The 21,128-nt window shown below is 43.1% G+C and carries 19 protein-coding genes and 1 pseudogene; 6 read left to right on the forward strand and 14 right to left on the reverse strand.

All coding sequences use genetic code 11. The annotated features are described in order from the left end of the window. The first annotated feature begins 188 nt into the window (after positions 1–188). The gene (locus ACW689_RS19915) at positions 189–788 is read left to right on the forward strand and encodes a Yip1 family protein (RefSeq protein ID WP_476294000.1); all 600 of its coding nucleotides are present in this window, start codon (positions 189–191) and stop codon (positions 786–788) included. 66 nt (positions 789–854) lie between these two features. Here ACW689_RS19915 and purF read toward each other — a convergent pair whose 3' ends face one another. The 7 genes from purF to ACW689_RS19950 form a co-directional block, all read right to left on the reverse strand. Then, entirely contained in the window at positions 855–2,381 is a 1,527-nt protein-coding gene (gene purF, locus ACW689_RS19920; protein ID WP_476294001.1) for an amidophosphoribosyltransferase, read from the reverse strand. Between the two features lie 17 nt (positions 2,382–2,398). After that, on the reverse strand, positions 2,399–2,893 hold the full coding sequence (locus tag ACW689_RS19925) for a CvpA family protein (RefSeq protein WP_476294003.1): 495 nt from the start codon (positions 2,891–2,893) through the stop codon (positions 2,399–2,401). Between the two features lie 61 nt (positions 2,894–2,954). Next, the gene (locus ACW689_RS19930) at positions 2,955–3,587 is read right to left on the reverse strand and encodes an SPOR domain-containing protein (RefSeq protein WP_476294005.1); all 633 of its coding nucleotides are present in this window, start codon (positions 3,585–3,587) and stop codon (positions 2,955–2,957) included. Between the two features lie 11 nt (positions 3,588–3,598). After that, positions 3,599–4,861, reverse strand: coding sequence for a bifunctional tetrahydrofolate synthase/dihydrofolate synthase (folC, locus tag ACW689_RS19935; RefSeq protein ID WP_476294007.1), 1,263 nt, complete (start codon positions 4,859–4,861; stop codon positions 3,599–3,601). 26 nt (positions 4,862–4,887) lie between these two features. Next, positions 4,888–5,763, reverse strand: coding sequence for an acetyl-CoA carboxylase, carboxyltransferase subunit beta (accD, locus tag ACW689_RS19940; protein ID WP_476294009.1), 876 nt, complete (start codon positions 5,761–5,763; stop codon positions 4,888–4,890). 151 nt (positions 5,764–5,914) lie between these two features. Further along, positions 5,915–6,700, reverse strand: coding sequence for a tRNA pseudouridine(38-40) synthase TruA (gene truA, locus ACW689_RS19945; protein ID WP_476294010.1), 786 nt, complete (start codon positions 6,698–6,700; stop codon positions 5,915–5,917). Positions 6,701–6,865: 165 nt separating this feature from the next. Beyond that, positions 6,866–9,850: an EAL domain-containing protein gene (locus ACW689_RS19950; RefSeq protein WP_476294012.1), complete on the reverse strand. Its 2,985-nt coding sequence runs from the start codon at positions 9,848–9,850 to the stop codon at positions 6,866–6,868. A gap of 339 nt (positions 9,851–10,189) precedes the next feature. On the opposite strand from ACW689_RS19950, the gene ACW689_RS19955 reads away from it, so the two are divergent. After that, positions 10,190–11,344, forward strand: a complete 1,155-nt coding sequence (locus tag ACW689_RS19955) for a chorismate mutase (protein WP_476294013.1) — start codon at positions 10,190–10,192, stop codon at positions 11,342–11,344. Between the two features lie 86 nt (positions 11,345–11,430). Here ACW689_RS19955 and tyrA read toward each other — a convergent pair whose 3' ends face one another. The 6 genes from tyrA to ACW689_RS19985 form a co-directional block, all read right to left on the reverse strand. Continuing rightward, positions 11,431–12,564 carry a bifunctional chorismate mutase/prephenate dehydrogenase gene (gene tyrA, locus ACW689_RS19960; protein ID WP_476294015.1) on the reverse strand — a complete coding sequence of 378 codons (1,134 nt, stop codon included), beginning with the start codon at positions 12,562–12,564 and terminating at the stop codon, positions 11,431–11,433. A gap of 475 nt (positions 12,565–13,039) precedes the next feature. After that, the gene (rplS, locus tag ACW689_RS19965) at positions 13,040–13,399 is read right to left on the reverse strand and encodes a 50S ribosomal protein L19 (protein WP_058030692.1); all 360 of its coding nucleotides are present in this window, start codon (positions 13,397–13,399) and stop codon (positions 13,040–13,042) included. Between the two features lie 33 nt (positions 13,400–13,432). Then, positions 13,433–14,200: a tRNA (guanosine(37)-N1)-methyltransferase TrmD gene (gene trmD / locus ACW689_RS19970; RefSeq protein ID WP_476294016.1), complete on the reverse strand. Its 768-nt coding sequence runs from the start codon at positions 14,198–14,200 to the stop codon at positions 13,433–13,435. Further along, the gene (gene rimM / locus ACW689_RS19975) at positions 14,200–14,733 is read right to left on the reverse strand and encodes a ribosome maturation factor RimM (RefSeq protein ID WP_476294018.1); all 534 of its coding nucleotides are present in this window, start codon (positions 14,731–14,733) and stop codon (positions 14,200–14,202) included. Before rimM ends, trmD begins: the two co-directional genes overlap by 1 nt. A gap of 17 nt (positions 14,734–14,750) precedes the next feature. Further along, positions 14,751–14,999 carry a 30S ribosomal protein S16 gene (rpsP, locus tag ACW689_RS19980; protein ID WP_010382415.1) on the reverse strand — a complete coding sequence of 83 codons (249 nt, stop codon included), beginning with the start codon at positions 14,997–14,999 and terminating at the stop codon, positions 14,751–14,753. Between the two features lie 233 nt (positions 15,000–15,232). Next, a complete protein-coding gene (locus ACW689_RS19985; RefSeq protein ID WP_476294019.1) occupies positions 15,233–17,320 on the reverse strand; it encodes a TonB-dependent hemoglobin/transferrin/lactoferrin family receptor in 2,088 nt (695 codons plus the stop codon). 211 nt (positions 17,321–17,531) lie between these two features. On the opposite strand from ACW689_RS19985, the gene ACW689_RS19990 reads away from it, so the two are divergent. The 4 genes from ACW689_RS19990 to ACW689_RS20005 are packed head-to-tail and all read left to right on the forward strand — an operon-like array spanning position 17,532 to position 20,928. Beyond that, positions 17,532–18,347, forward strand: a complete 816-nt coding sequence (locus ACW689_RS19990) for a heme/hemin ABC transporter substrate-binding protein (protein ID WP_476294020.1) — start codon at positions 17,532–17,534, stop codon at positions 18,345–18,347. Continuing rightward, positions 18,344–19,393 carry a FecCD family ABC transporter permease gene (locus ACW689_RS19995; protein ID WP_476294022.1) on the forward strand — a complete coding sequence of 350 codons (1,050 nt, stop codon included), beginning with the start codon at positions 18,344–18,346 and terminating at the stop codon, positions 19,391–19,393. The genes ACW689_RS19990 and ACW689_RS19995 overlap by 4 nt, the downstream gene beginning before the upstream one ends. Next, entirely contained in the window at positions 19,386–20,183 is a 798-nt protein-coding gene (locus tag ACW689_RS20000) for a heme ABC transporter ATP-binding protein (RefSeq protein ID WP_476294024.1), read from the forward strand. The genes ACW689_RS19995 and ACW689_RS20000 overlap by 8 nt, the downstream gene beginning before the upstream one ends. Continuing rightward, positions 20,176–20,928, forward strand: a complete 753-nt coding sequence (locus tag ACW689_RS20005) for a HugZ family pyridoxamine 5'-phosphate oxidase (protein ID WP_476294026.1) — start codon at positions 20,176–20,178, stop codon at positions 20,926–20,928. Before ACW689_RS20000 ends, ACW689_RS20005 begins: the two co-directional genes overlap by 8 nt. 33 nt (positions 20,929–20,961) lie before the next feature. Here the strand turns inward: ACW689_RS20005 and ACW689_RS20010 are convergent. Continuing rightward, positions 20,962–21,128, reverse strand: a pseudogene (locus ACW689_RS20010) (IS256 family transposase); the annotation flags it as partial.

Raw genomic sequence — 21,128 nt, forward strand, 5'->3', positions numbered from 1 at the left:
ATCAAGCGTAACAAGGATTAGAAAACCATTAGTCGTTAATATAATGGCGATTATTTAGCATTTTAGATATTTCTGAAATTTTCAATTAGACGAAAGTTTAACCTATTCTTGACAAAAATCGGACCATCTCTCATAACTAAGTTGAAGCAGTATAAAAATAACACAACATTTATTATGAGGGGTTACTTATGATTTTGAATCATCTATGGGGCTTGTATGCTCACCCACTCGAAGAGTGGCAAACTATCGATAATCGCCATGAAAGCATCAAATATAGCCTTTCGCATATTGCACTTATCGCCTTGATCCCATGCATTATGGGCTATTATTCTTCTGTTTATCTAGGCTGGAAAATTGGTGCGGGTGATGCAGTTTATCTCACGCATGATAGTGCACTGATGATCGGCATTGCAATGTACGTCGCATTGATAATAGGCATCTTTGCACTCTCTTACTTATCCCATTGGATGGCAGTCACTTTTGGTGCAAAGCCAACCTTTACACAAACGTTAGAGCTTTCTGCATACACAGCAACACCTATGTTTATGTCTGCGTTTTCCGCTTTTTACCCAGAGTTATGGTTTGTGGTTAGTGTGGGGTTGGTCGCTTTAGCTTACTCGGTTTATTTGCTTTACACCGGCGTGCCCATTCTTATGCATATTCCAGAAGAACGTGGCTTTATCTATGCAAGCTCGGTCGTCACCTGTGGATTGATCCTATTGGTTATCATACTTGCTGCCACAGCAATACTGTGGACCAACGGCATTATTAGTCCAACTTTTAGCTAGTTTACTTTTACTATTACAGATGCAAAAAAGGAGCGTTTAACGCTCCTTTTATCTTCAACAAACAGCTTACTCGCCTTCACCTGTTTCTTGATTGTGTAGTTCAAGACTAGCTGACATCGCTTTCTCACGTGTTGACTTAGCAGAATCATTGCGCAGTGCATCGACACGATTCAAGTAGTTTTGGTCAACATCACCAGTGATATATAAACCGTCAAACACTGATGTTTCAAAGCGAGTGATCTCTGGATTTTCCTCGCGTACGGCGGCAATCAAATCTGGTAGTGATTGGTAGATTAAGCCATCTGAGCCAATGCTGTCGTTAATGTCTTCCACTTCACGACCATGAGCAATCAATTCTGCGGCCGAAGGCATATCAATACCATATACGTTAGGGAAACGTACTTCTGGCGCTGCAGACGCAAAATATACATTCTTAGCACCCGCCTCTCTTGCCATCTCAACGATTTGCGCAGAAGTCGTACCGCGCACAATAGAGTCGTCTACAAGTAGTACATTCTTGCCTTTGAATTCACTATCAATTGCATTTAGCTTACGGCGTACTGACTTTTTACGCTGTTCTTGACCTGGCATAATGAAAGTACGACCAATATAACGGTTTTTCACAAAGCCTTGGCGGTAAGGTAAGTCAAGCACTGAAGCGATTTCGAGCGCGATATCGCACGAAGTTTCAGGAATAGGGATAACAACGTCAATTTCTTTGTCGGCCCACTCTCGGCCAATTTTTTCACCTAGTTTCGTGCCCATATTCACGCGCGTTGCGTAAACCGACATATTATCAATCACAGAATCTGGACGAGCAAAATATACAAATTCAAAAATACACGGTGCATGCGCAGTTTTAGCTGCACATAATTGCGAGTAAAACTCACCGTCTTCAGTCACATAAATCGCTTCGCCCGGCGCAACATCACGCACAAACTCATAGCCATCAATCTTAAGCGCAACGCTTTCTGAAGCAAACATGTATTCAGTGCCTTGTTCAGTTTCACGCTTTCCGAATACCAATGGGCGAATACCATTTGGATCTCTAAATGCCAAAATACCGTGACCGATGATCATTGCAATACTGGCGTAGCCACCGGTCACTTGCTGATTTACTTGCTCGATAGCAGCAAACATATCTTCTGGCTCAAGCTTCATTTTTTCTGACTTACCAAGCTCATAGGCCAAGATATTCAGTAATATCTCTGAGTCAGAAGTCGTATTAACGTGGCGACGAGCCTGAGTAAACAAGCTTTCTTTTAACGCTTCAGCATTGGTCAAATTGCCGTTATGCGCCAGTGCAATTCCAAACGGAGAGTTAACATAAAAAGGCTGTGCTTCAGCTGAACTAGACGAGCCTGCAGTTGGGTAACGTACATGACCTATCCCGATACTGCCTTGAAGTCGCTTCATGTGACGCGTATGGAACACGTCTTTTACTAAGCCATTTGCCTTACGCAAACTAAATGTATTGTTGTCAATGGTAATAATACCAGCCGCATCTTGGCCACGGTGCTGCAAAACAGTTAAGCCATCATAAATCGCCTGATTTACAGGTGATTTACCGACTATCCCAACGATACCACACATTAAAATTTCCTCGCCGATTAACGGTTTACTGAATTTATGAAGCTAGAGTTATTTTCTAAATAGGAGAAAAACCACTCGATAACAAAACCAAATTCAGGGATCAAAGTAGACGCTGGCCACCACTGCGTACTTGGCGCATTGGTGAACGCATCGAGAAAAAACAATAAGGCGCTAACGACCAACACGCCTCGTAACGCACCAAATACAAGACCAAAGATCCGATCGGTACCGGTTAAGCCTGTGCGTTGCACAATCTCACCTAAAATATAGTTAACAAACCCACCTAACAGTAAGGTCGCAAAAAATAATATGGCTATTGCGGCTGCATTTCTTAAAAGGGGTTCTGAAATGGGAGTCAGGAAGGTTGCTAGATATTGATAAAACAAACTGGAGATGAAGAATGCGCCAATCCAAACGGCTAGTGACATCGCTTCTTTTACAAAGCCGCGAATTAACCCAAATAATGTCGAAAGTCCGACAATACCAAGAATTGTGTAATCAACCCAGATCATATTAACCAATAAGTCGTTAATTTGGGGCGCATTCTATAAGAGCTGTGGGCCAATTACCAGATCAATTTGCAATATTGAACTGAGTCAAGCGACCGTTAAGCTTGGTTAACTTCTTGAGTTCTGGTAGCTTAGCTTCTAATTTTTCTTTGCTAAGATCGGGCCCAACAAACACTTTTGTGAGAGTCCCATTGGGTGTTTTGACTGGTCGGGTGAATACATCGAAGCCTCTTTTTTTCAATTTTTCAACCAAGGCATCAACATTTGGTTTATGTGAAAAACTACCCAGTTGAATCACATAAGCCATGTCTGCAAGATTAGAAACTGGCGACCTTTTGGGGTTAGTTGAGCTGTCTTTCTTTGTTGATAACGCAACTGGCTCTCCCTGAGATGTCACGTTTGAGGGCTGTTCGTCAACAGCGACCGATACGCCATCGTTGGTCTGAGCTTCCACAAACTGATGATCATCACTGACGATGTCTTCTATTGGCTCTCCATTGACTTCTGGAGCCATCTCGACTTTTTGGTCTATGGCAGATTGCAAATCAACAGTCGTGAACTCAGGGCGCTCAGGAATAGCTTTAAACCCTTCTTTGTAGTGAACCTTTTCACCGTCAAGAATATTGGGAATAAATATAATGGCCGCCACCACAACAATGCTGGTGCCCACTAAGCGGTTAATAAATCCTGAATCCACGTTACTACTCTCTATTTTTGCCAATATTGAATGGCTTCAGCCACGGTTACAAAGGAGCCAAATATAACTAATGCGGTATCATTTGGCTGCGACTGCACAATATCATCTAATGCAACTTTTACACTTGCATAAGTGTTACTTGTCTGCCGAGCTTGTTGAGACAACAAAGGCAGCAAATTCTCCGCAGTCTCAGCGCGAGGACCCGATAACGAGGCACAAGACCATTGTGTCACTTCATCAGATAGCGCATTGATCACACTCGCTTTATCTTTGTCTGCAAGCATAGCGATTAATGCGTGGATTTTAAACCCTTGAGATTTTAGCTGAGCAATTTTTTGTTTCAAGTAACGCGCTGACTCAGGGTTATGCGCCACATCAGTGTACACCAGTGGTTTATCACTGAGCTTTTGGAAGCGTCCTTCAACCTTTAGTGCATTGATACAATTCTCAATCACGCTATAGTCAGGTAAAAGTTCCAACTTAGCTAACGTGGTCAAAGCCGTCGCTACATTCTGCGCAGGGATCGCAGGAGTTGCCAGCACTAGGCTATGTTCTTGATACTGCCAAACAAAGCCTGACTCTGTTAGCTGGTGGCTAAAGTCTCTATTAGCAAGTACCATGTCTGCGGCTATTTCATTGCCATAATCCGTCACCGTGAGGGGTATGTTTAAATCGCCCACTATTGCTGGTGTTTGCGTCCTAAAGATACCAGCCTTATCGTAACCAACTAGTTCGCGTGTATCTCCCAAATATTCTTTGTGGTCTAAATCTATGGTGGTAATGACACTCGCATAGGGTGTAACAATATTTGTGGCATCAAAACGTCCACCAAGACCTACTTCCAAAAGAATAAAGTCAACTTGATGACGTTTAAAAATAGCTAAAGCACCTAAAGTACCATATTCAAAAAAGGTAATTTGCGTATCACCACGACCCTGATCAAGCATGTAAAAGGCATCGATGTGCTGTTGATCATCCAGTGTTTTGCCATTGATGCGAACACGTTCGTTATAATGTATTAAGTGCGGAGATGCATAGGTACCGACGCTGTAACCTTGCGCCAACAAAAGCGACTCTAAACAACGAGCTGTGGTGCCCTTACCGTTTGTGCCACCTATCAGAATTATTTTGCTTGGGGTGTCAAGAAGTTGAGTTTGCTGAGCTACGTGCTTTACACGCTCTAATCCCATTTCAATGCTAGAAGGGTGAACCCCTTCAATGTAACAAAGCCAATCATCAAGGCTTGACGATTGGCTTAGTGTTTTCTCTGCCATGAACAAAAACGCTTAAATTGAAAAATTTACGCTACTCTATGCTCTTGTTCAGTAGAAGGCAAGTCCATAAACTTTGCTAAAATTCGCGCTAAGGTATCGCGCATTTCACGGCGATCGACGATCATATCGATTGCACCGTGCTCCAATAGGAATTCACTTCGCTGGAAACCTTCTGGTAATGTTTCACGCACTGTTTGCTCAATAACTCGAGGACCAGCAAAACCGATTAGCGCTTTAGGCTCAGCAACATTAATGTCACCCAGCATGGCCAACGATGCCGATACACCACCCATTGTCGGATCTGTAAGCACAGAAATAAACGGCAAGCCACGCTCTGACATCTTTGCCAAAGCAGCACTTGTTTTAGCCATCTGCATAAGTGACATCAGTGCTTCTTGCATACGAGCACCACCTGACGCAGAAAAACAAACAAGTGGCATATCGTGCTCTAAACACTCGTTCACCGCTTCGACAAAGCGCGCACCTACAACAGACGCCATTGAACCGCCCATAAATGCAAATTCAAATGAGACTGCCGCAACAGGCATACCTTTAAGACGACCTTTCATCGCAACTAATGCGTCTTTCTCACCGCTAACTTTTTGCGCTGCAGTGATACGGTCTGTGTACTTTTTCGAGTCTTTAAACTTCAATACATCTTGAGGCTCATGATGCGCACCTAATTCTTGGCGATCCGCTTCATCTAAGAACAACTCAAGGCGCTTTCTCGCACTCAAACGCATGTGGTGATCACACTTAGGGCATACGTTGAGTGACTTTTCTAATTCTGCTTTGTATAGAATAGAATCACAATCTGTACATTTAGCCCAAACACCTTCAGGGATCTCTTTCTTTCCAGAAGATTTAGTGGTTTTAGGTAAGATTTTTTCTAACCAACTCATTGGTAACTCTCTTAATCGCTAATTCTGTTTTGTTTAGTCTGATCTATACAGACAATTTAATTAATTAAAACATGATTTAGCAATCAACGATATAAAAAACTGGTCTTAGTAGTCTAATAATTTCGCGCACTTAAAGCATAAATTAGAGCGATTATTCAGGTAAAAACAACGGTCCTAGTGGTGTTGAAGGTATCTGCCATTTGTCTGGATAATCAACATCAACTAAATACAACCCGTTTGGCTTTGCTGTTGCACTTGCTTGCGTTCTATCTTTAATTTTCAGCAAATGTGCCAGCCAATCAGGTGACTCTTTGCCTGTACCAATATCGAGTAAACAGCCTGTGATATTACGAACCATATGATGCAAAAACGCATTCGCCTTAATATCAATCACAATGTAATTCCCAACTCTTTCAACACTCAAGTGGTGAATATTGCGAAAAGGTGTATTAGATTGACAATGCACAGCTCGGAACGAGGTAAAGTCTTGCTCCCCCATCATCACAGGACAAGCAGCCTGCATTAAAGTTTCATCTAAAGGATGGTGATAATGGGTCACACCGCTGCGTAATATCCCCGGTCGAAACGGGTGATTATAGATGACATAACGATAACGCCTGGCAGTGGCACTAAATCGTGCATGAAATTCATCATCAACCTGCTGTGCGTATCGTACCGCAATATCATCGGGTAGTTGAGAGTTCATGCCTAATGTAAATGCGCTCATATCTCGCTCAGCATGTGTGTCAAAGTGCACAACTTGACCTGTAGCATGCACACCCGCATCAGTTCTTCCAGCACATACAATTTCTACCGGATGATTGCAGATCCGAGACAAAACTGTTTCCAATTCTTGTTGGATGCTATTGACGTGAGACTGCCTTTGCCAGCCGCTATAATTTGCACCATTATATTCAATGCCCAAAGCTACGCGCATAGTTACTACTTACCATTATTCACAATAGCCGAGCATTTTATGCGATTGGCCGCATGAAGAAAAGCATCATCAAGCTAAAGACGTTGGGAATGCACAGTAAAAGCTTCAGCAAATAGCAAGAAGTACCGCCAAATGCGCAAACTCTGACACTCAAAGCGCCACGTATCAAGTGGCGCGATTTTGTTTGAGTTGCGCAATAAACTCCAGCACCTGCACATCACTGATTGGTGGGCTGAAAAAATATCCCTGCACAATAAAGCAGTTGTTTCGTTGTAAAAAGTCTATTTGCTCTTGTGTTTCGACCCCTTCCGCTATCACTTGCAGCTTTAACTTTTGTGCCATAGCAATAATTGCAGCGGTGATCTCCATATCATTGGAGTCATCAGGAATATCTTTTACAAACGAACGGTCCACCTTGAGCATATCTACTGGGAAACGTTTCAAATAACTTAAAGACGAATAACCTGTGCCAAAGTCATCTATTGATAAAGCAATACCTAGCGCTTTGATTTGATGTAATTGCGCAATAGCTGCTTCAACATTGCCCATGAGCATGCTTTCGGTGAGCTCTAAATGTAGTAATTCTGGTGACATATGGGTTCTATTCAGGACCTCTGATAACGTAGATATCAAGCTATCATCTTTGAATTGTCGTGCAGAAAGGTTAATGGAGACATTGGCCGCTTCACCTTGCTGCTGCATCTGCATTGAAAAACGGCACGCTTCTTCAATTACCCACTCACCCAATTCAACTATCAACCCAGTTGTTTCTGCTATATGAATAAATTTATCAGGTGGTATAAAACCTTTCTCTGGATGATACCAACGTATAAGTGCTTCGTAGCCAATCACTTCCATTGTTCGAATATCCACCTGCGGCTGATAATGAAGCTTAAACTGCTGCTCTTTGATGGCTAATCGCAGTTCATTTTCAATATAAAGTCGTTCGTTTGCCGCCTCATTCAGCTCCTGCGAGTAAAAATGGAAAGTATTGCGCCCCTTGGCTTTAGCTTCGTACATCGCCAGATCGGCATGTTTGAGTAACTGCTCCTCTTCTTGACTGTCAAACGGTGCCATCGTAATACCGATACTCGCGCTAACAATCACTTCATTATTGCCAAGCATGATCGGCTTGTTGATGGTTTTTTGGATCATGTGCGCAACTTCCATCGCGTTATCTCTGCTATCAATACCGCTCAGTAACACCGCAAATTCATCGCCACCGAGTCGTGCAATAGTATCTTCCGCCCTCAATCTATTTTTGAGTCGCTCAGCAACCTCAGTCAGCAAACTATCTCCAGCATCGTGCCCTAAGGTGTCGTTGATACGTTTAAACTCGTCTAAGTCAAAATAGAATAATGCAAATGCATAGTGACCCCGCCCAGCAAGTGCCATTGATTTACGCAATTGCATTCTAAAGAAGGTTCGGTTTGCAAGGCCAGTCAGCGTATCAAAGTAAGCCAGTTCTTCCATTTTCTTCTGGCTTTCTTTCACAAATGAAATATCTTGCGCTGACGCAACATAACTTGATATGCGCCCGTCTTGCTCTCTAATTGGCGAAATGCTTAAACTCACCCAAATTGGGTTTGGGCCTTTACCAGAAAGTAATGTATCTCCACGCCAATAATTTCGGCTTCTTAAATCAATATCAATATCGTCTATCAAAATAGCCATATCGTTGGAAATAATGCTCAGTAATGGCGAACCAATAAAGTGCGCCGCGTCAAACTGAGTCATTTCAACCATTTTTGGGTTTACATACTCAATTTCAAAATCACCATTTGTAATGGCAACAGCAGTACCAGAAAAAGATACTGCTTTCGAAAGGCGATTTGCTTGTTTTTCTGCCTTTTCTTTTTCAACGATACGCTGCTTAAGTCCCTCAACAAGCGTTTTAATTTCGCGACTCATTTTATTGAAAGCTTCGTTCAGCAAACCAATCTCATCATTGCTACTGGGTAATTGAGATGTTTGCCACTGTCCTTTCCCAAAACCGCTTACAGCACCGACTAAGGCATTAATTCTAGACAGTACTAATTGATATAAAACTTGATGAAGCAACAACGCAACAAAAGCAGCATATAAAATAAATAAGCCAAAAAACTTCAATTTGAGCGCTTCAAGTGAAGATAGGCTGGTATCCCTTTTTTTGTAAGTACCTACGTACCAACCTAATTTTCTAAGTGCAGTGATATTAATAATATGATTATGGCCACTGCGCACAAATTCGCCTTGATACTGATTCAATTTCGAACTTAAAACAGGTGTGATCACCCCTTTTAAGTCATCTAAAATGTCTAAATGGGGTTTTTCTTGATGCGTTCGTAAATTATCAATATTTAAATTGGGTGCTGAGATCACTCTGCCCTGCGCATCAAATATGATGATCCCCTGCTCTTCGTTAGACACTGGCAACTGAGCGATCATTTTTGCAATTTCAACATCCGTGCCAGTAAAACCAATGTACTCGTTATCAAAATACATAGGTACATACACGCTAATCACCCATTTATTCCATATTTTGTCAAAATGCACTGGGGACCATAATGCTTCTCGAGTTGGGTTCAGCTCTTCCCTTAGTAACGGCAATGCATGCGCAGCAAACATGCCAGTATTAGACTGGCTATTAATCAATACATTTGGTGGGGCAATACGAATGAAATTGTCTGAGGTCACTACATAAAAATTAAAGAAGTCTTGTAAAATAACTGGCGCAAGTACGTTCCACAACGACTCTGAACTTGCAAATAATTGCTCATTAACAGCATTAAGCTCGTCGGTTGCCATGTAAGCTGCCGAGAGTCCATTATTTGCAATACTCGAATAAGCGCCATTGTCGGAAATAATCTCTGAATTTTTCTGCGCTTGGATGTTATGTCCGCCGTCAAATAACTCACGTACAACATTGACGTTTGCTTGTTCCGCCAGTTTGGTTTTATGCTCAATATACTGATCAAACTGTTTCACCGCTTGTTCACTTGTGAGCTTTAGTGCTTCATACTCGCTGTTAAGTAGTTGCCTTTCTTCTGATTTCAACATAAGGGCAGCTGCGAATATACCTGCGATCACGCAAACAGCCGAGATAAGAACGGACAACTTAACACTCAACGAGTGAATTCCAAATCGTGAAGGGGGTCGACGATTGACCAAAACTAAGCCCTTATATTAATTTATTTTTTTTGTACTTAGACAAGCAAATATAACAGAAACTTAACCTATACGCCAAGCACACATCCTTACTCGTGCTAAGAAATCAGCCTAGCTCGCTTTTCATAAAAAGTAATACTTGAATTAGTGAAATGAAGTATGCTACTAATGTAATCAAGCAATACTACAGACTTATATCATGAATTTATCAGTTACTCGCATTTACGGTTTTTTCTTTTTTAGCTTCTTTAGATGAGGAGGCTTAACTGTTTGCGCGTAACACCAAATAGATAAGCCTCCCAAATGGGAGGCTTTTTTTTTGCCAATGGGGAATGAGGACCTATGACTGAAACTGCTTTAGATGCTTTAAGAAAAGACATTAGTGAAATTGATTCTGACTTAATGGTGCTGCTCGCAAAGCGCCGCCGCATTAGCCACAGTGTGTTGGAATATAAAATCGCCAATAACAAACCTATCCGTGATGAAGAGCGCGAACAAGCGTTGCTAGAAAAACTGATCCGTTATGGTAAGTCGCTTGGCTTAGATGCTTTTTACGTCAACAATGTCTTTCAAACGATATTAGAAGATTCAGTGTTGAACCAACAAGCACTATTACAGAAGAGCCTTAATCCAGAGGCCGTTGGTGACACGCATCGCGTTGCGTATTTAGGGGGGCCGGGGTCATACAGTCAACTTGCTTGTCATAAGTATTTTAGCCGTCGCCCTGGTCAAGTCATTGAAATGGGCTGTCAAAGCTTTGAGCAAATCACCGAGCAGGTGGAAAAAGGTCAGGCCGACTATGGTCTACTTCCCATAGAAAATACCAGCTCAGGCAGTATCAACGAGGTGTTTGACTTACTGCAACATGCGCAAGTCTCAATTATTGGTGAAGTCACACACACAGTTGATCATTGTTTACTTGCACAACCCGATACCCAGCTCTTGGATATCAAAAAAATCTATGCGCATCATCAGCCTTTCGCACAATGTAGCAAGTTTATTCAGGGCCTTAATAACGTGCTACACGAAACATGTGATTCCACCTCGAGTGCGTTACAACAAGCATTGAACACACCAGCGAGCGCAGCCATTGGCTCTGCACAGGCAGGCAAAGAGCTTGGTTTAGAAGTCATAAAAACAGGGCTTGCGAATCAAGCTGAGAATCACAGTCGTTTCATCATTGTAGCGCGTAAAGCACTCCAAGTTTCAACGCAGATCCCCACCAAGACAAGCTTGATCATGGCAACCAAACAGCAAGTGGGCTCTTTAGCAGACGCACTGATGGTGTTTAAACAACATAACATCAATATGGTTAAGCTTGAGTCTCGTCCGGTGCCTGGCAACCCTTGGGAAGAAGTATTTTATGTTGATCTTATCGCCAACCTCGCTTCCGCTGATGTACAAAGAGCACTTGAAGCGCTCAAGGTCCATACTCAGTATGTTAGAGTGCTAGGCTGTTATCAAAGTGAATCGATGAAAGCGGTCGAGGTATTGTAAAGTCTGAAAGGCAAGTTGAGGTATAACCTTAACTTGCCCAATATCGATCCACTTAACCAATGGTTAAGTGCTATAACGAATTAGTATTAATCCAACACCTTCGCATCATTTGCTTTATTCAATAGGCCACGACTTTGAGATAAGAAGTGCTTAGCGCTATCGGAGAAGTAGTGCTTAGCTTGTGAAAACGCTTCTATCAAACCGTCTTTATCTGCATTTTGTAGTTTCTCTATCGTTGCAGCGAAGGTTTCCTGATAGCTCGCTAGCAACCCTTCCACATCATCAAACTGAGCCAACATGATGTCTGAATATAACTCAGGCGACTGCGCGAATAGGCGACCAACCATCATAAGCTCTAACTGATAAATAGGTGACGAGCAACTGCGCAACTCATCCAATGTATGGCACTGCTTTGACAAAAACTGCCCATAAACGAACGTGGTTAAGTGACGCATCACCTGAATAATTTGCATAGCCTGATCATGTTTTTTAGCATCAATCTCAACCAACTGACTCCCCCAAATTGCCAATTGCTTTAACAAGCCATTACAGGCTTCATGGTTTCTTCCTGCACAAACAACCACGGTTTGTTTCACCCAGTGTGATATATCCGGACCAAACATGGGGTGTAAGCCAACAACGGGACCATGATGCTTCGACAGAAGCACTTTGAGAGGGCCTTGCTTCACAGAAGTAATGTCAGCCAGAACACAGTCCTCTGGCAATGGCGGTAAATTGTTCACCACCTGCTCAAGTGCATTTATCGGTACGCTGATCAGCACCAACTTTGCACCTTCTAGCAGCGCACTGGCCTGAGCACTTTCTTCACGGTCGATGATTTTGACTTCATAGCCAGAGCGTAAAAACTGCTTCGCAAATAGCTGGCCCATCGCGCCTTTACCACCCACAATGACAACGGGCGACAGTTCAGGTGCAGCGCAGGCCAATTTACCCTGCTGGTTTTCGTACGCTTCTCGCATCATACGGCGCAATATATCTTCAACCAAATCAGGGTTTACATTCAGGTTTTCCGCTTGCTCACGCCTTGAGGCGATGAGTGCCGCTTCTCTGTCTGGGGCATGTAAAGGTGCGCCGGTCTGTTGTTTGATAATGCCGATCTGCTCTGTCAGCGCACTACGTTTGGCAAGTAAGTTAACTAATTCTGCATCGCATTGATCGATACTACTTCTCAATTCATTTAAGTCCATCAGGCTCGCCATTGTTGTATATTAAAGTTTACACTAGTAAATTATTTGATACAGGCAGTCTATCAAGTTCCTACTGTAGAGAAAAGTGAAAGAAACTATATGTGAACCTCAATTCGGCATAAGCGATATGTATTTTACTCTGGCAATGAATTCATTGACTGGGCTTTCTCATATCCGTTACCCCGAGTTCAGGTTATACCAATCCACTTAACTAAGTTGTCTATTTTGAGGCAAGAAAACCTTGTAAGTAGCACCGCTACCGCTACCGCGCCCTGCTATCGCTACGGTACCTACATCCATGTAGACAAGGCAAAAATTTCGTTATTTAGTTGTTCCAAATGAGAAATTTTTAACGCAGTTATCATCAGATTTAATCCCTCAAAGTGATTAAGTGTTATTGCGGGTTGGTATCATAAAGTTTAGGATGCCAAACCAAAACAGGCCACTCAATGAGTGGCCTGTTTTTTTAGCGTGGTAAAAGCGCGTATTAGTTAAGTTTCTCTTTAATACGTGCTGATTTACCTGAACGCTCACGCAAGTAGTAAAGCTTAGCGCGACGAACTGCACCGCGACGCTTAACTGTAATGCTGTCAACAAGTGGGCTGTGCGTTTGGAATACACGCTCAACACCTTCACCGCTCGAAATTTTACGAACTGTGAAAGCTGAGTGTAGACCACGGTTACGCTTAGCGATTACAACACCTTCAAAGGCCTGTAGACGCTCTTTGTTACCCTCTTTTACGCGTACCTGTACAACAACTGTATCACCAGCGCCGAACGCAGGTACGTCTTGCTTAAGCTGTTCAGCTTCAAGCTCTTTAATAATATTTTGGTTTACTTTTGCCATTTTATTTCTCACATTCCTAGGTGTAACTGTCTTCTAGCCACAAGCTTTTTGGTACTCGTGCTGAAATTCAGCGAGTAGTGCCGCTTGCTCCTCAGTCAGAGCTAGGTTACGCAACAAGTCTGGACGTCGTAACCAAGTTCTGCCTAACGACTGCTTAGTGCGCCATTTGGCTATCTCTTGGTGGTTACCGCTGAGTAATACAGCAGGTACCTGTTTGCCATCCAATGTTTCTGGCCGAGTATAGTGAGGGCAATCTAACAAGCCATCCGAAAATGAATCTTGCTCCGCAGATTGATTATGACCTAACACCCCTGGCACTAATCGCGCTACTGCATCAATTAATGTCATGGCTGGCAGTTCACCACCACTGAGGATAAAATCACCGATGGACCATTCTTCATCTACATGAGACTCAATGATCCGCTCGTCTATACCTTCATAGCGACCAGCTACTAAAATCAATTTTTCTGACTTGGCTAATTCAGCCGCGCCTTGTTGATCTAGTTTTCGCCCTTGAGGGGACATATAAATTACTTTAGCGCCTTCACCTGCCGCTGATTTAGCTGCAAGTATTGCTTGTTGTAATGGTTGAACCATCATCAACATGCCAGGACCACCACCGTAAGGTCTGTCATCCACTGTTCTATGCTTATCTGTGGCATAGTCTCTTGGATTCCAACAGTTAAAATCGATTAAACCGTTTTTAACCGCGCGGCCTGTAACGCCTTGTTGGGTTATTGCATCAAACATTTCGGGAAAAAGTGAAATCACCCCAACCCATAATGGATTTTGCTGGCTCATTAAAAGCCTGGATCCCAATCAACAATAATTTGTCTGTCATCATGTTTCACTTCTTTAATAACTGAATCAGTTAAAAAAGGAATCAAACGCTCTGACTGACCAAATGCATCTTTTTTGTTTGCTTTCACAACCAAAACGTCATTTGATCCTGTCTCCATCAAGTCATCAACTTGTCCAAGGTCATAACCTTTATCGGTTACAACAGACATGCCGATGAGATCTCGCCAATAGAACTCCCCTTCAGGAAGATCTGGCAGTTGCGCAGAATCTACAGAAATTTCCACATTGGTTAAAGCCATTGCTTGGTCTCTGTCGTTTACTTGCGCGAACTTGGCGATAAAGCCCTTGTTGTGGCGACGCCAGTCGCTTACTTCAAGGGTTTGCCATTTACCTTGTTGCCCTATCAACCATGGGCTGAAATCGAAGATCCCTTGGGGATCATCAGTAAATGAATGCACCTTAAGCCAGCCCTTAATACCATAAGGGGCACCAAGCTTACCTACTACAATAATCGAGGTGTTTTCTTGACTCATGGTTACACTTACGCCTATTAAGCCGCTTTACGAGCGTCTTTAACTAACTTAGCTACACGATCAGAAAGACCTGCACCTTGACCTACCCAGTGATCAACACGGGCAAGGTCTAGACGAAGTTTTTCTTCTTGACCAGCAGCGATTGGGTTAAAGAAACCTACTTTCTCGATGAAACGACCGTCACGCGAGAAACGGCTATCCGCAACCACAATTTGATAGAAAGGACGCTTCTTAGCGCCACCACGTTGCAAACGAATAGTTACCATACCGTCCTCTGAATAGATTGACTGTTTTCATTAATAAGATTTACTTCCCACTATTGGGAAGCTGGGGAATTGTACGAGTTTTTTTCAACAATGCAAGTAAGAATTAAGTTTTCTCGCTTTGCCACTTAAATTCGACGCACTTTATGGTGGTTTCGTTCATATATGGTGTACAAAACTCATGGACTAAAGTGCATTTGGGCTAGATGCCGCCTAAACGGCACCTAACAATGATACTACAGTGTGTATTTAATGTTTAACGCAAAATGGCGGCCTGACTGCGTATACTGGTTGAGGCTCGCCTCAGCGCTTTGTCCTGCTACATCATTATATTGTAAGTACTGCTTGTCCAAAAGGTTGAAGACACCACCGTTCAATTGCCACTTACCAAACTTGTATTGTGCAAATAAATCGACCGTCCCCCAGCCACTGGTTTTCACATTGCTCTCATCTGGCACTTTATCCATCTTTTGAGCCGCTTTGAGCGCTGCAGTTAAAGATAATTCGCCTACTTCATATCGGGCTTTAACATAACCGTTTAATGGGTTAATAGACTCTAAATAAGTGTTGTTGAACTTATCTTTGCCATGCAAATAGGTTATGCCACTATCAATCGCCAATTGATCGTTAAGCCAAAGCGTGTATGTGGCCTCTGCTCCTTCTATTTCTACATCTGATAAATTGTGATACTGGTAGTAAGCTTTACTCACTCCAGGAATACGCGTCGCTTCAGTGCGTACTATTTTTGAAGCAATAAAGCCATCAAACTGAGTGTTAAACGTCGTCAATGTAAATTGATGATTATCAAAATCGCCTCGAATACCCAGTTCAATACCTTTGCTGTATTCTGGGTCTAAATCTTCATTCGGCAGTATTTGATAAAATGGCTCTACACCATGACTTTGGTAGGCTTGATCGTGTGGTGGGATCTTAAATCCTTCGGCGTACTGAGCATACACGCGTAAATTGTTGGTTAACGAATACACCAAACCAACTTTTGGAGAAAACGCCGTTTCGTCAATATCTTTAAACTCCACATTATATAAGTCACTGCGTTTCGCTTGCATATCATAGCTATCCCAACGCAGTGCCACCTGCAAGTCTAGTGTATCTTCAATTAAAGCCATATTGTTTTGCACGAATACACCCAGCATATCGGTGTCTGCCCCCGGGAATGCTTTTTGTGGTTCATCAGAGAATAAAGCTTGGCCGGTAACATCAAAGCGTGACTTCACCCGTGGACGCGTGGTGTCATATCGTTCAAAGTCAAAGCCATAAACTAGCTGATGTGCAACGTTGCCCGTCATTAGCTTTTTATCGAGCACTAACTTGGTACCAAAGATTTGCTGCTCAAAACGATAGTCGTTGTGATCGACATAAGGGCCTGAACGACCATTACCAGCGCGAATTTGTGCACTCTTTTGTTCAAAATCAGTCAAATAAACTTGTGCACTTAAGTTGTCATACACCACTGTAGGGTTGGCCGTTTGATAGGCTAAAGAGAATGAAACATTGCGGTTATCATCGACTGTCTCATGGCTACCCGTCGTGATCAACTGTTCAGTTTCTTGTTCAAAAAAATCAATCGTGGCAAGCAACGAACTTGCGCTGGTCAAATCATGTTGTGATTTTAAAATCATTGCATCCGAGTGGTAATCCAGCTCAGGCAGGGTTTCATCATAGTTTTGTGTTTCTTTACCATCACGGCGTGTCAATTGTGCTGAAATGGCATGTTCATCAAAGCGTGTTGCGAATACACCCGATAGTGATGTTTCATCGCTTACACCGTTAAACCCGGCTTGCACACTTGTATATTGATTATCATTCTTAAGATAGTCTTTTGGTGTTTTCGTCGTGATCACAACGATACCGCCAAGCGCGTCCGAGCCGTAAAGTGATGATGCTGCACCTTTAGCAACTTCAATTTGACGCACATCATCCACGTCTAAGTAACCTCGACCGATCAGTAATCCTTGTCCTCCTTCGTATGCATCATTCATGCGACGACCATCTTTGACATAAACGACACGGTTACCACCCATACCACGAATGTTCAAAGCCTGAGCTTGCCCTGCATTGCCTGTTGCACTCACACCTGTTTGATAACGGAATGCAGTGTTTAAATCAACCGCCAGCTCATCTTCTAGATCTTGTTCTGTCACCACATTCACACTGCCAGCCACATCACCCAGCGCTTGCTCGACACGAGAACCTGTAACTACGATCACATCTTTGTTTTTTTCAAACTCTTCTGCCTGCACATGAGTTGCTCCAGAGCAAGCTGCGAAAATACCCAAAGAAATTGCCGTGTGTCTTATAACCATTTTTTATACCTCAAAAAGGGAGAGCGTGATTTTTTGTGCACTATAAAATCACTTAACCCTAATTGCAAATGAAAATAGTTCGCATTTTTATATTTATATAGATTTACTTAACTCAGTTCGGTATTATTCGCCTCATCAACGCATACGTGATGGATGCTTTGTGTAATCGCCAAGCATCTAGAGAGACTTTTTGTAAAAAATGAGAAACAGCATGAAACTACGTTTATATTTGCTAATCGCCTTAGTCGCTATGAGCTTCACGGCCCAAGCACAAAGAATTGTGATCGCTGGCGGTACGCTAACAGACATTGTGTTTGCCATTGGTGCAGGAGACCAAGTTGTCGCGATTGATACTTCAAGCACATCGCCAAAAGAAGCACAACAACTGCCAAAAGTTGGCTACTATCGTGATTTAGCTGCCGAAGGCGTTCTATCTCAATCACCAACTTTGATATTAACACTCGAAGGCACTGGCCGCCCTGAGGTACTAACACAACTAAAAAGTACTGGCGTTCGTGTTAATCACTACCCCAAACCCACACAAGTGAAAGAGCTGTTTGCCCTTATCGAGCGATTGGGAGAAGAGTTAGATAAGCAGCACAATGCACGTGCACTGATCCGTCAACTACAACTACAATTACCTGATAAAGCCGCACCCATACAACATAAGGCTATGTTTATCCTCTCAGCCAGTGAACGCGGAGTTTTAGTCGCTGGTAGCGAGACCGTGCCTGATATTTTGTTCTCTTATACTGGGGTAGAAAATCTGGCGACTGAAAGCGGCTTCAAACCTTATAATACCGAATCAATGGTGGCGGCAAATCCTGACTTTATCGTCGCTCCCAGCCATACCGTTTATTCTCTTGGCGGTAAAGAAGCATTTTGTAAACTGCCCTCATTGGCTCTTGTGCCTGCAGCGAAAGCATGTCGAGTACTTGTCATGGACTCGTTAATTTCCATTGGTATGACATCACGCTTACCTGAAGCAATTGCGCAACTGGCAGCCTACCAGCAAGAGATGTTATGAGCGCCTTAGTATCCTCATTTATGAATAGCGAACGTCACATTCAGTGGTACTGGATCAGTGGCGCACTGCTTGGGCTACTTGCTTGGTTATCATTAAGCAGTGGCGCAATAGGCTGGGATTGGAAAATGCCTATTGTATGGCTACTACCTGATTCAATGACGAGCGATGTACAACCGCTTCACCTAACGGTGATGACACAAATTCGCTTGCCAAGGTTAGTGCTGGCTATTTTAATTGGTGCCGTGCTAGCAAGCGCAGGAGCTGCTACACAGGCCTTATGCCGAAACCCTTTGGCCGACCCAAGTTTAATGGGTGTTACAGGGGGGGCCGCTGTTGGTGCTGTTTCTGTTATAGCCCTTTCAGCACAAGTGAGCTTTATTCACGAAGCGATGGTCGCACCCGCAGCATTTGTAGGTGCTTTTGCCGTAACAGGACTTATTTATAAGATTTCCAATCATCATGGACAAATTCAAATCACCACCTTGCTACTTGCGGGTGTAGCAATAAACGCCATGGCTATGGCGGTGATTGGCTTATTAAGTTTCTTTGCCGATGATAGCTCTTTGCGTTTAATGACTTACTGGCAAATGGGCTCTATGGGAGGGGCTAGCTGGTCTGCATTACAATATGGCGCACCACTAATATTAGTGAGTATTTACGCATTATTCATTCGCCGCAAAAAAATCAATGCGTTAATGCTCGGTGAACTGGAAGCTCGCCATTTGGGCGTGAACGTTAAACGTTTAAAGTCGGAGATTGTATTTATCGTGGCACTTGGCGTAGGTGGTGCGGTGGCAATGTCTGGTATGATTGGTTTTGTCGGCCTACTCATACCCCATATCGCACGTTTGTTAGTAGGACCTGATTTAAGACGTATGCTACCACTGAGTATGTTATTAGGCTGCTTAGTGATCCTTCTGGCTGACTGGATCTCGCGCTTAATCGTTGCACCATCAGAGCTACCCATCGGTATTATTACCGCGCTATTTGGTAGCCCATTTTTTGTCTATCAACTGTTAAAACAAAAACGAGGATTACATGCTTAAGTGTGAAAACTTGTCTATTCAACGTGGTAGCAAAGCAATTCTAGATAATATTAACTTTACCGCAAATCAAGGCGAACTTGTTGTATTGCTTGGTGAAAATGGCGCAGGAAAGTCAACATTACTGAGTGCAATATGTGGCGACATCCCATTTTCTGGACAAATTAAGTTCAATGGTCAGTCAATGCAGCGCCTAGATGAGCAAACACTCGCCACCAAACGCGCCGTGCTTTTACAAAATAACCGTGTGAATTTTTCATTTAGTTCCAATGAGTTGATTGCAATGGGCCGCTACCCATACCATGAACCAATTGCTGTTCAGGCTCAAGTCGTCGCACAACTGATTGAACAACTTAGCTTAGAGAAACTTGCTCATCGCGATGTCACCGCGCTTTCTGGTGGTGAGTTTCAACGTATACAATTTGCCCGCTGTATGGCACAGCTGGATGCCCACAACCCCGATACACAAGGCAAGTTAATGTTGTTGGACGAACCTACATCTGCGCTTGATATGCACCACCAACACCTGACGCTAAGCAAGGCTAAGGCGTTTGCACAGCAAGGCAATACCGTAATCGCGGTGTTACATGATTTAAACCTGACCTCTTTATATGCTGATCGCGTTTTACTACTCAGCCAAGGGAAACTGAGCCATGATGGTTCACCCCAAGAGGTACTACAACCTTCGGTTTTACAGCCGATTTATAGGACTTTGATGCAAATCACAACGCATCCTACTTATCAAATACCTATGATATTTTCAGAACCACAACGAGGAGTTACCCATGCGTGAACAAGCTGCTTTTGAAGCACGAACTTTAGTCAGACAATCCAATGTTTGCGTGATTTCAACCATATCCAAAAATTTAGCGGGTTACCCTTTTGGTTCAGTTTCTCCTTTTATGAGTGATAACGAGGGCCGCTTAATTTTTTACATCGCAGGCATTGCCCAACACTCACGTAATTTATCTGAAGAAAGCAAAATGTGTGCAACCGTGTTTGATGCCGCCGAGCAAGGGGACCAGAATGCCCACGCCCGTGTGACGGTGGTGGGTGACGCATCTCCTGTTCCAGCACAAGAACATGAAGCTTTGCTTGCCCGTTACGAACGCCAATATCCAGAAGCCGTTAGTTACCGTCAAGCGCACGACTTTCAGCTATGGCGCATGGAAGTAAAGCGTGTGCGTTACATTGGTGGCTTTGGTCATATTTTCTGGATTGAAAAAGACGAGTGGCGACAAACGCTACCACAATGGGATCTGAATGATGAAGCCCATATGGTTAACCACATGAACGACGACCATAGCGACGCAAACCGTCTTATCCTAAAACTCACCCACGGTTTAGAAGCGGATGAGGTTGAAATGACGACCATCGTCAGCGACGGCTGTTACTTGCGCGCAAATGAAAAGAACTACTACATTCAGTTTGAAAAGCTGTGTTTAGACAGTGTTTGTGTGCGTAAAGAACTGGTGAGGTTGACCAAAGCGGCAAGAGTAAAAATAGCTGACGAAAGCGTAGCTGAGCACAAAGTTTAAGACCCTGTAACACATTTTGTGTAACTGCCAGTTTTAAATAACATCTTTTAATCGGTCTTCGAATTCGATCATAAATCGATTTAAGGCCGATTTCCAATTCCTTATCGGTATCGTCCATTTTTTAGATGCCTGCTCAATAGCCAAGTAAACTACCTTTTTAGCCGAGTCATCATGTGGGAACAGCTTACGCTTTTTGATGG

The organism is Pseudoalteromonas sp. ABE4_541, from assembly GCF_056312285.1.

Bases quoted from the DNA above. Each gene is read 5' to 3' on its own strand.
- ACW689_RS19915 (WP_476294000.1), top strand. From the start codon at position 189: ATGATTTTGAATCATCTATGGGGCTTGTATGCTCACCCACTCGAAGAG.
- purF (WP_476294001.1), bottom strand. From the start codon at position 2,381: ATGTGTGGTATCGTTGGGATAGTCGGTAAATCACCTGTAAATCAGGCG.
- ACW689_RS19925 (WP_476294003.1), bottom strand. From the start codon at position 2,893: ATGATCTGGGTTGATTACACAATTCTTGGTATTGTCGGACTTTCGACA.
- folC (WP_476294007.1), bottom strand. From the start codon at position 4,861: ATGGCAGAGAAAACACTAAGCCAATCGTCAAGCCTTGATGATTGGCTT.
- accD (WP_476294009.1), bottom strand. From the start codon at position 5,763: ATGAGTTGGTTAGAAAAAATCTTACCTAAAACCACTAAATCTTCTGGA.
- truA (WP_476294010.1), bottom strand. From the start codon at position 6,700: ATGCGCGTAGCTTTGGGCATTGAATATAATGGTGCAAATTATAGCGGC.
- ACW689_RS19955 (WP_476294013.1), top strand. From the start codon at position 10,190: ATGACTGAAACTGCTTTAGATGCTTTAAGAAAAGACATTAGTGAAATT.
- tyrA (WP_476294015.1), bottom strand. From the start codon at position 12,564: ATGGCGAGCCTGATGGACTTAAATGAATTGAGAAGTAGTATCGATCAA.
- rplS (WP_058030692.1), bottom strand. From the start codon at position 13,399: ATGGCAAAAGTAAACCAAAATATTATTAAAGAGCTTGAAGCTGAACAG.
- trmD (WP_476294016.1), bottom strand. From the start codon at position 14,200: ATGAGCCAGCAAAATCCATTATGGGTTGGGGTGATTTCACTTTTTCCC.
- rimM (WP_476294018.1), bottom strand. From the start codon at position 14,733: ATGAGTCAAGAAAACACCTCGATTATTGTAGTAGGTAAGCTTGGTGCC.
- rpsP (WP_010382415.1), bottom strand. From the start codon at position 14,999: ATGGTAACTATTCGTTTGCAACGTGGTGGCGCTAAGAAGCGTCCTTTC.
- ACW689_RS19985 (WP_476294019.1), bottom strand. From the start codon at position 17,320: ATGGTTATAAGACACACGGCAATTTCTTTGGGTATTTTCGCAGCTTGC.
- ACW689_RS19990 (WP_476294020.1), top strand. From the start codon at position 17,532: ATGAAACTACGTTTATATTTGCTAATCGCCTTAGTCGCTATGAGCTTC.
- ACW689_RS19995 (WP_476294022.1), top strand. From the start codon at position 18,344: ATGAGCGCCTTAGTATCCTCATTTATGAATAGCGAACGTCACATTCAG.
- ACW689_RS20000 (WP_476294024.1), top strand. From the start codon at position 19,386: ATGCTTAAGTGTGAAAACTTGTCTATTCAACGTGGTAGCAAAGCAATT.
- ACW689_RS20005 (WP_476294026.1), top strand. From the start codon at position 20,176: ATGCGTGAACAAGCTGCTTTTGAAGCACGAACTTTAGTCAGACAATCC.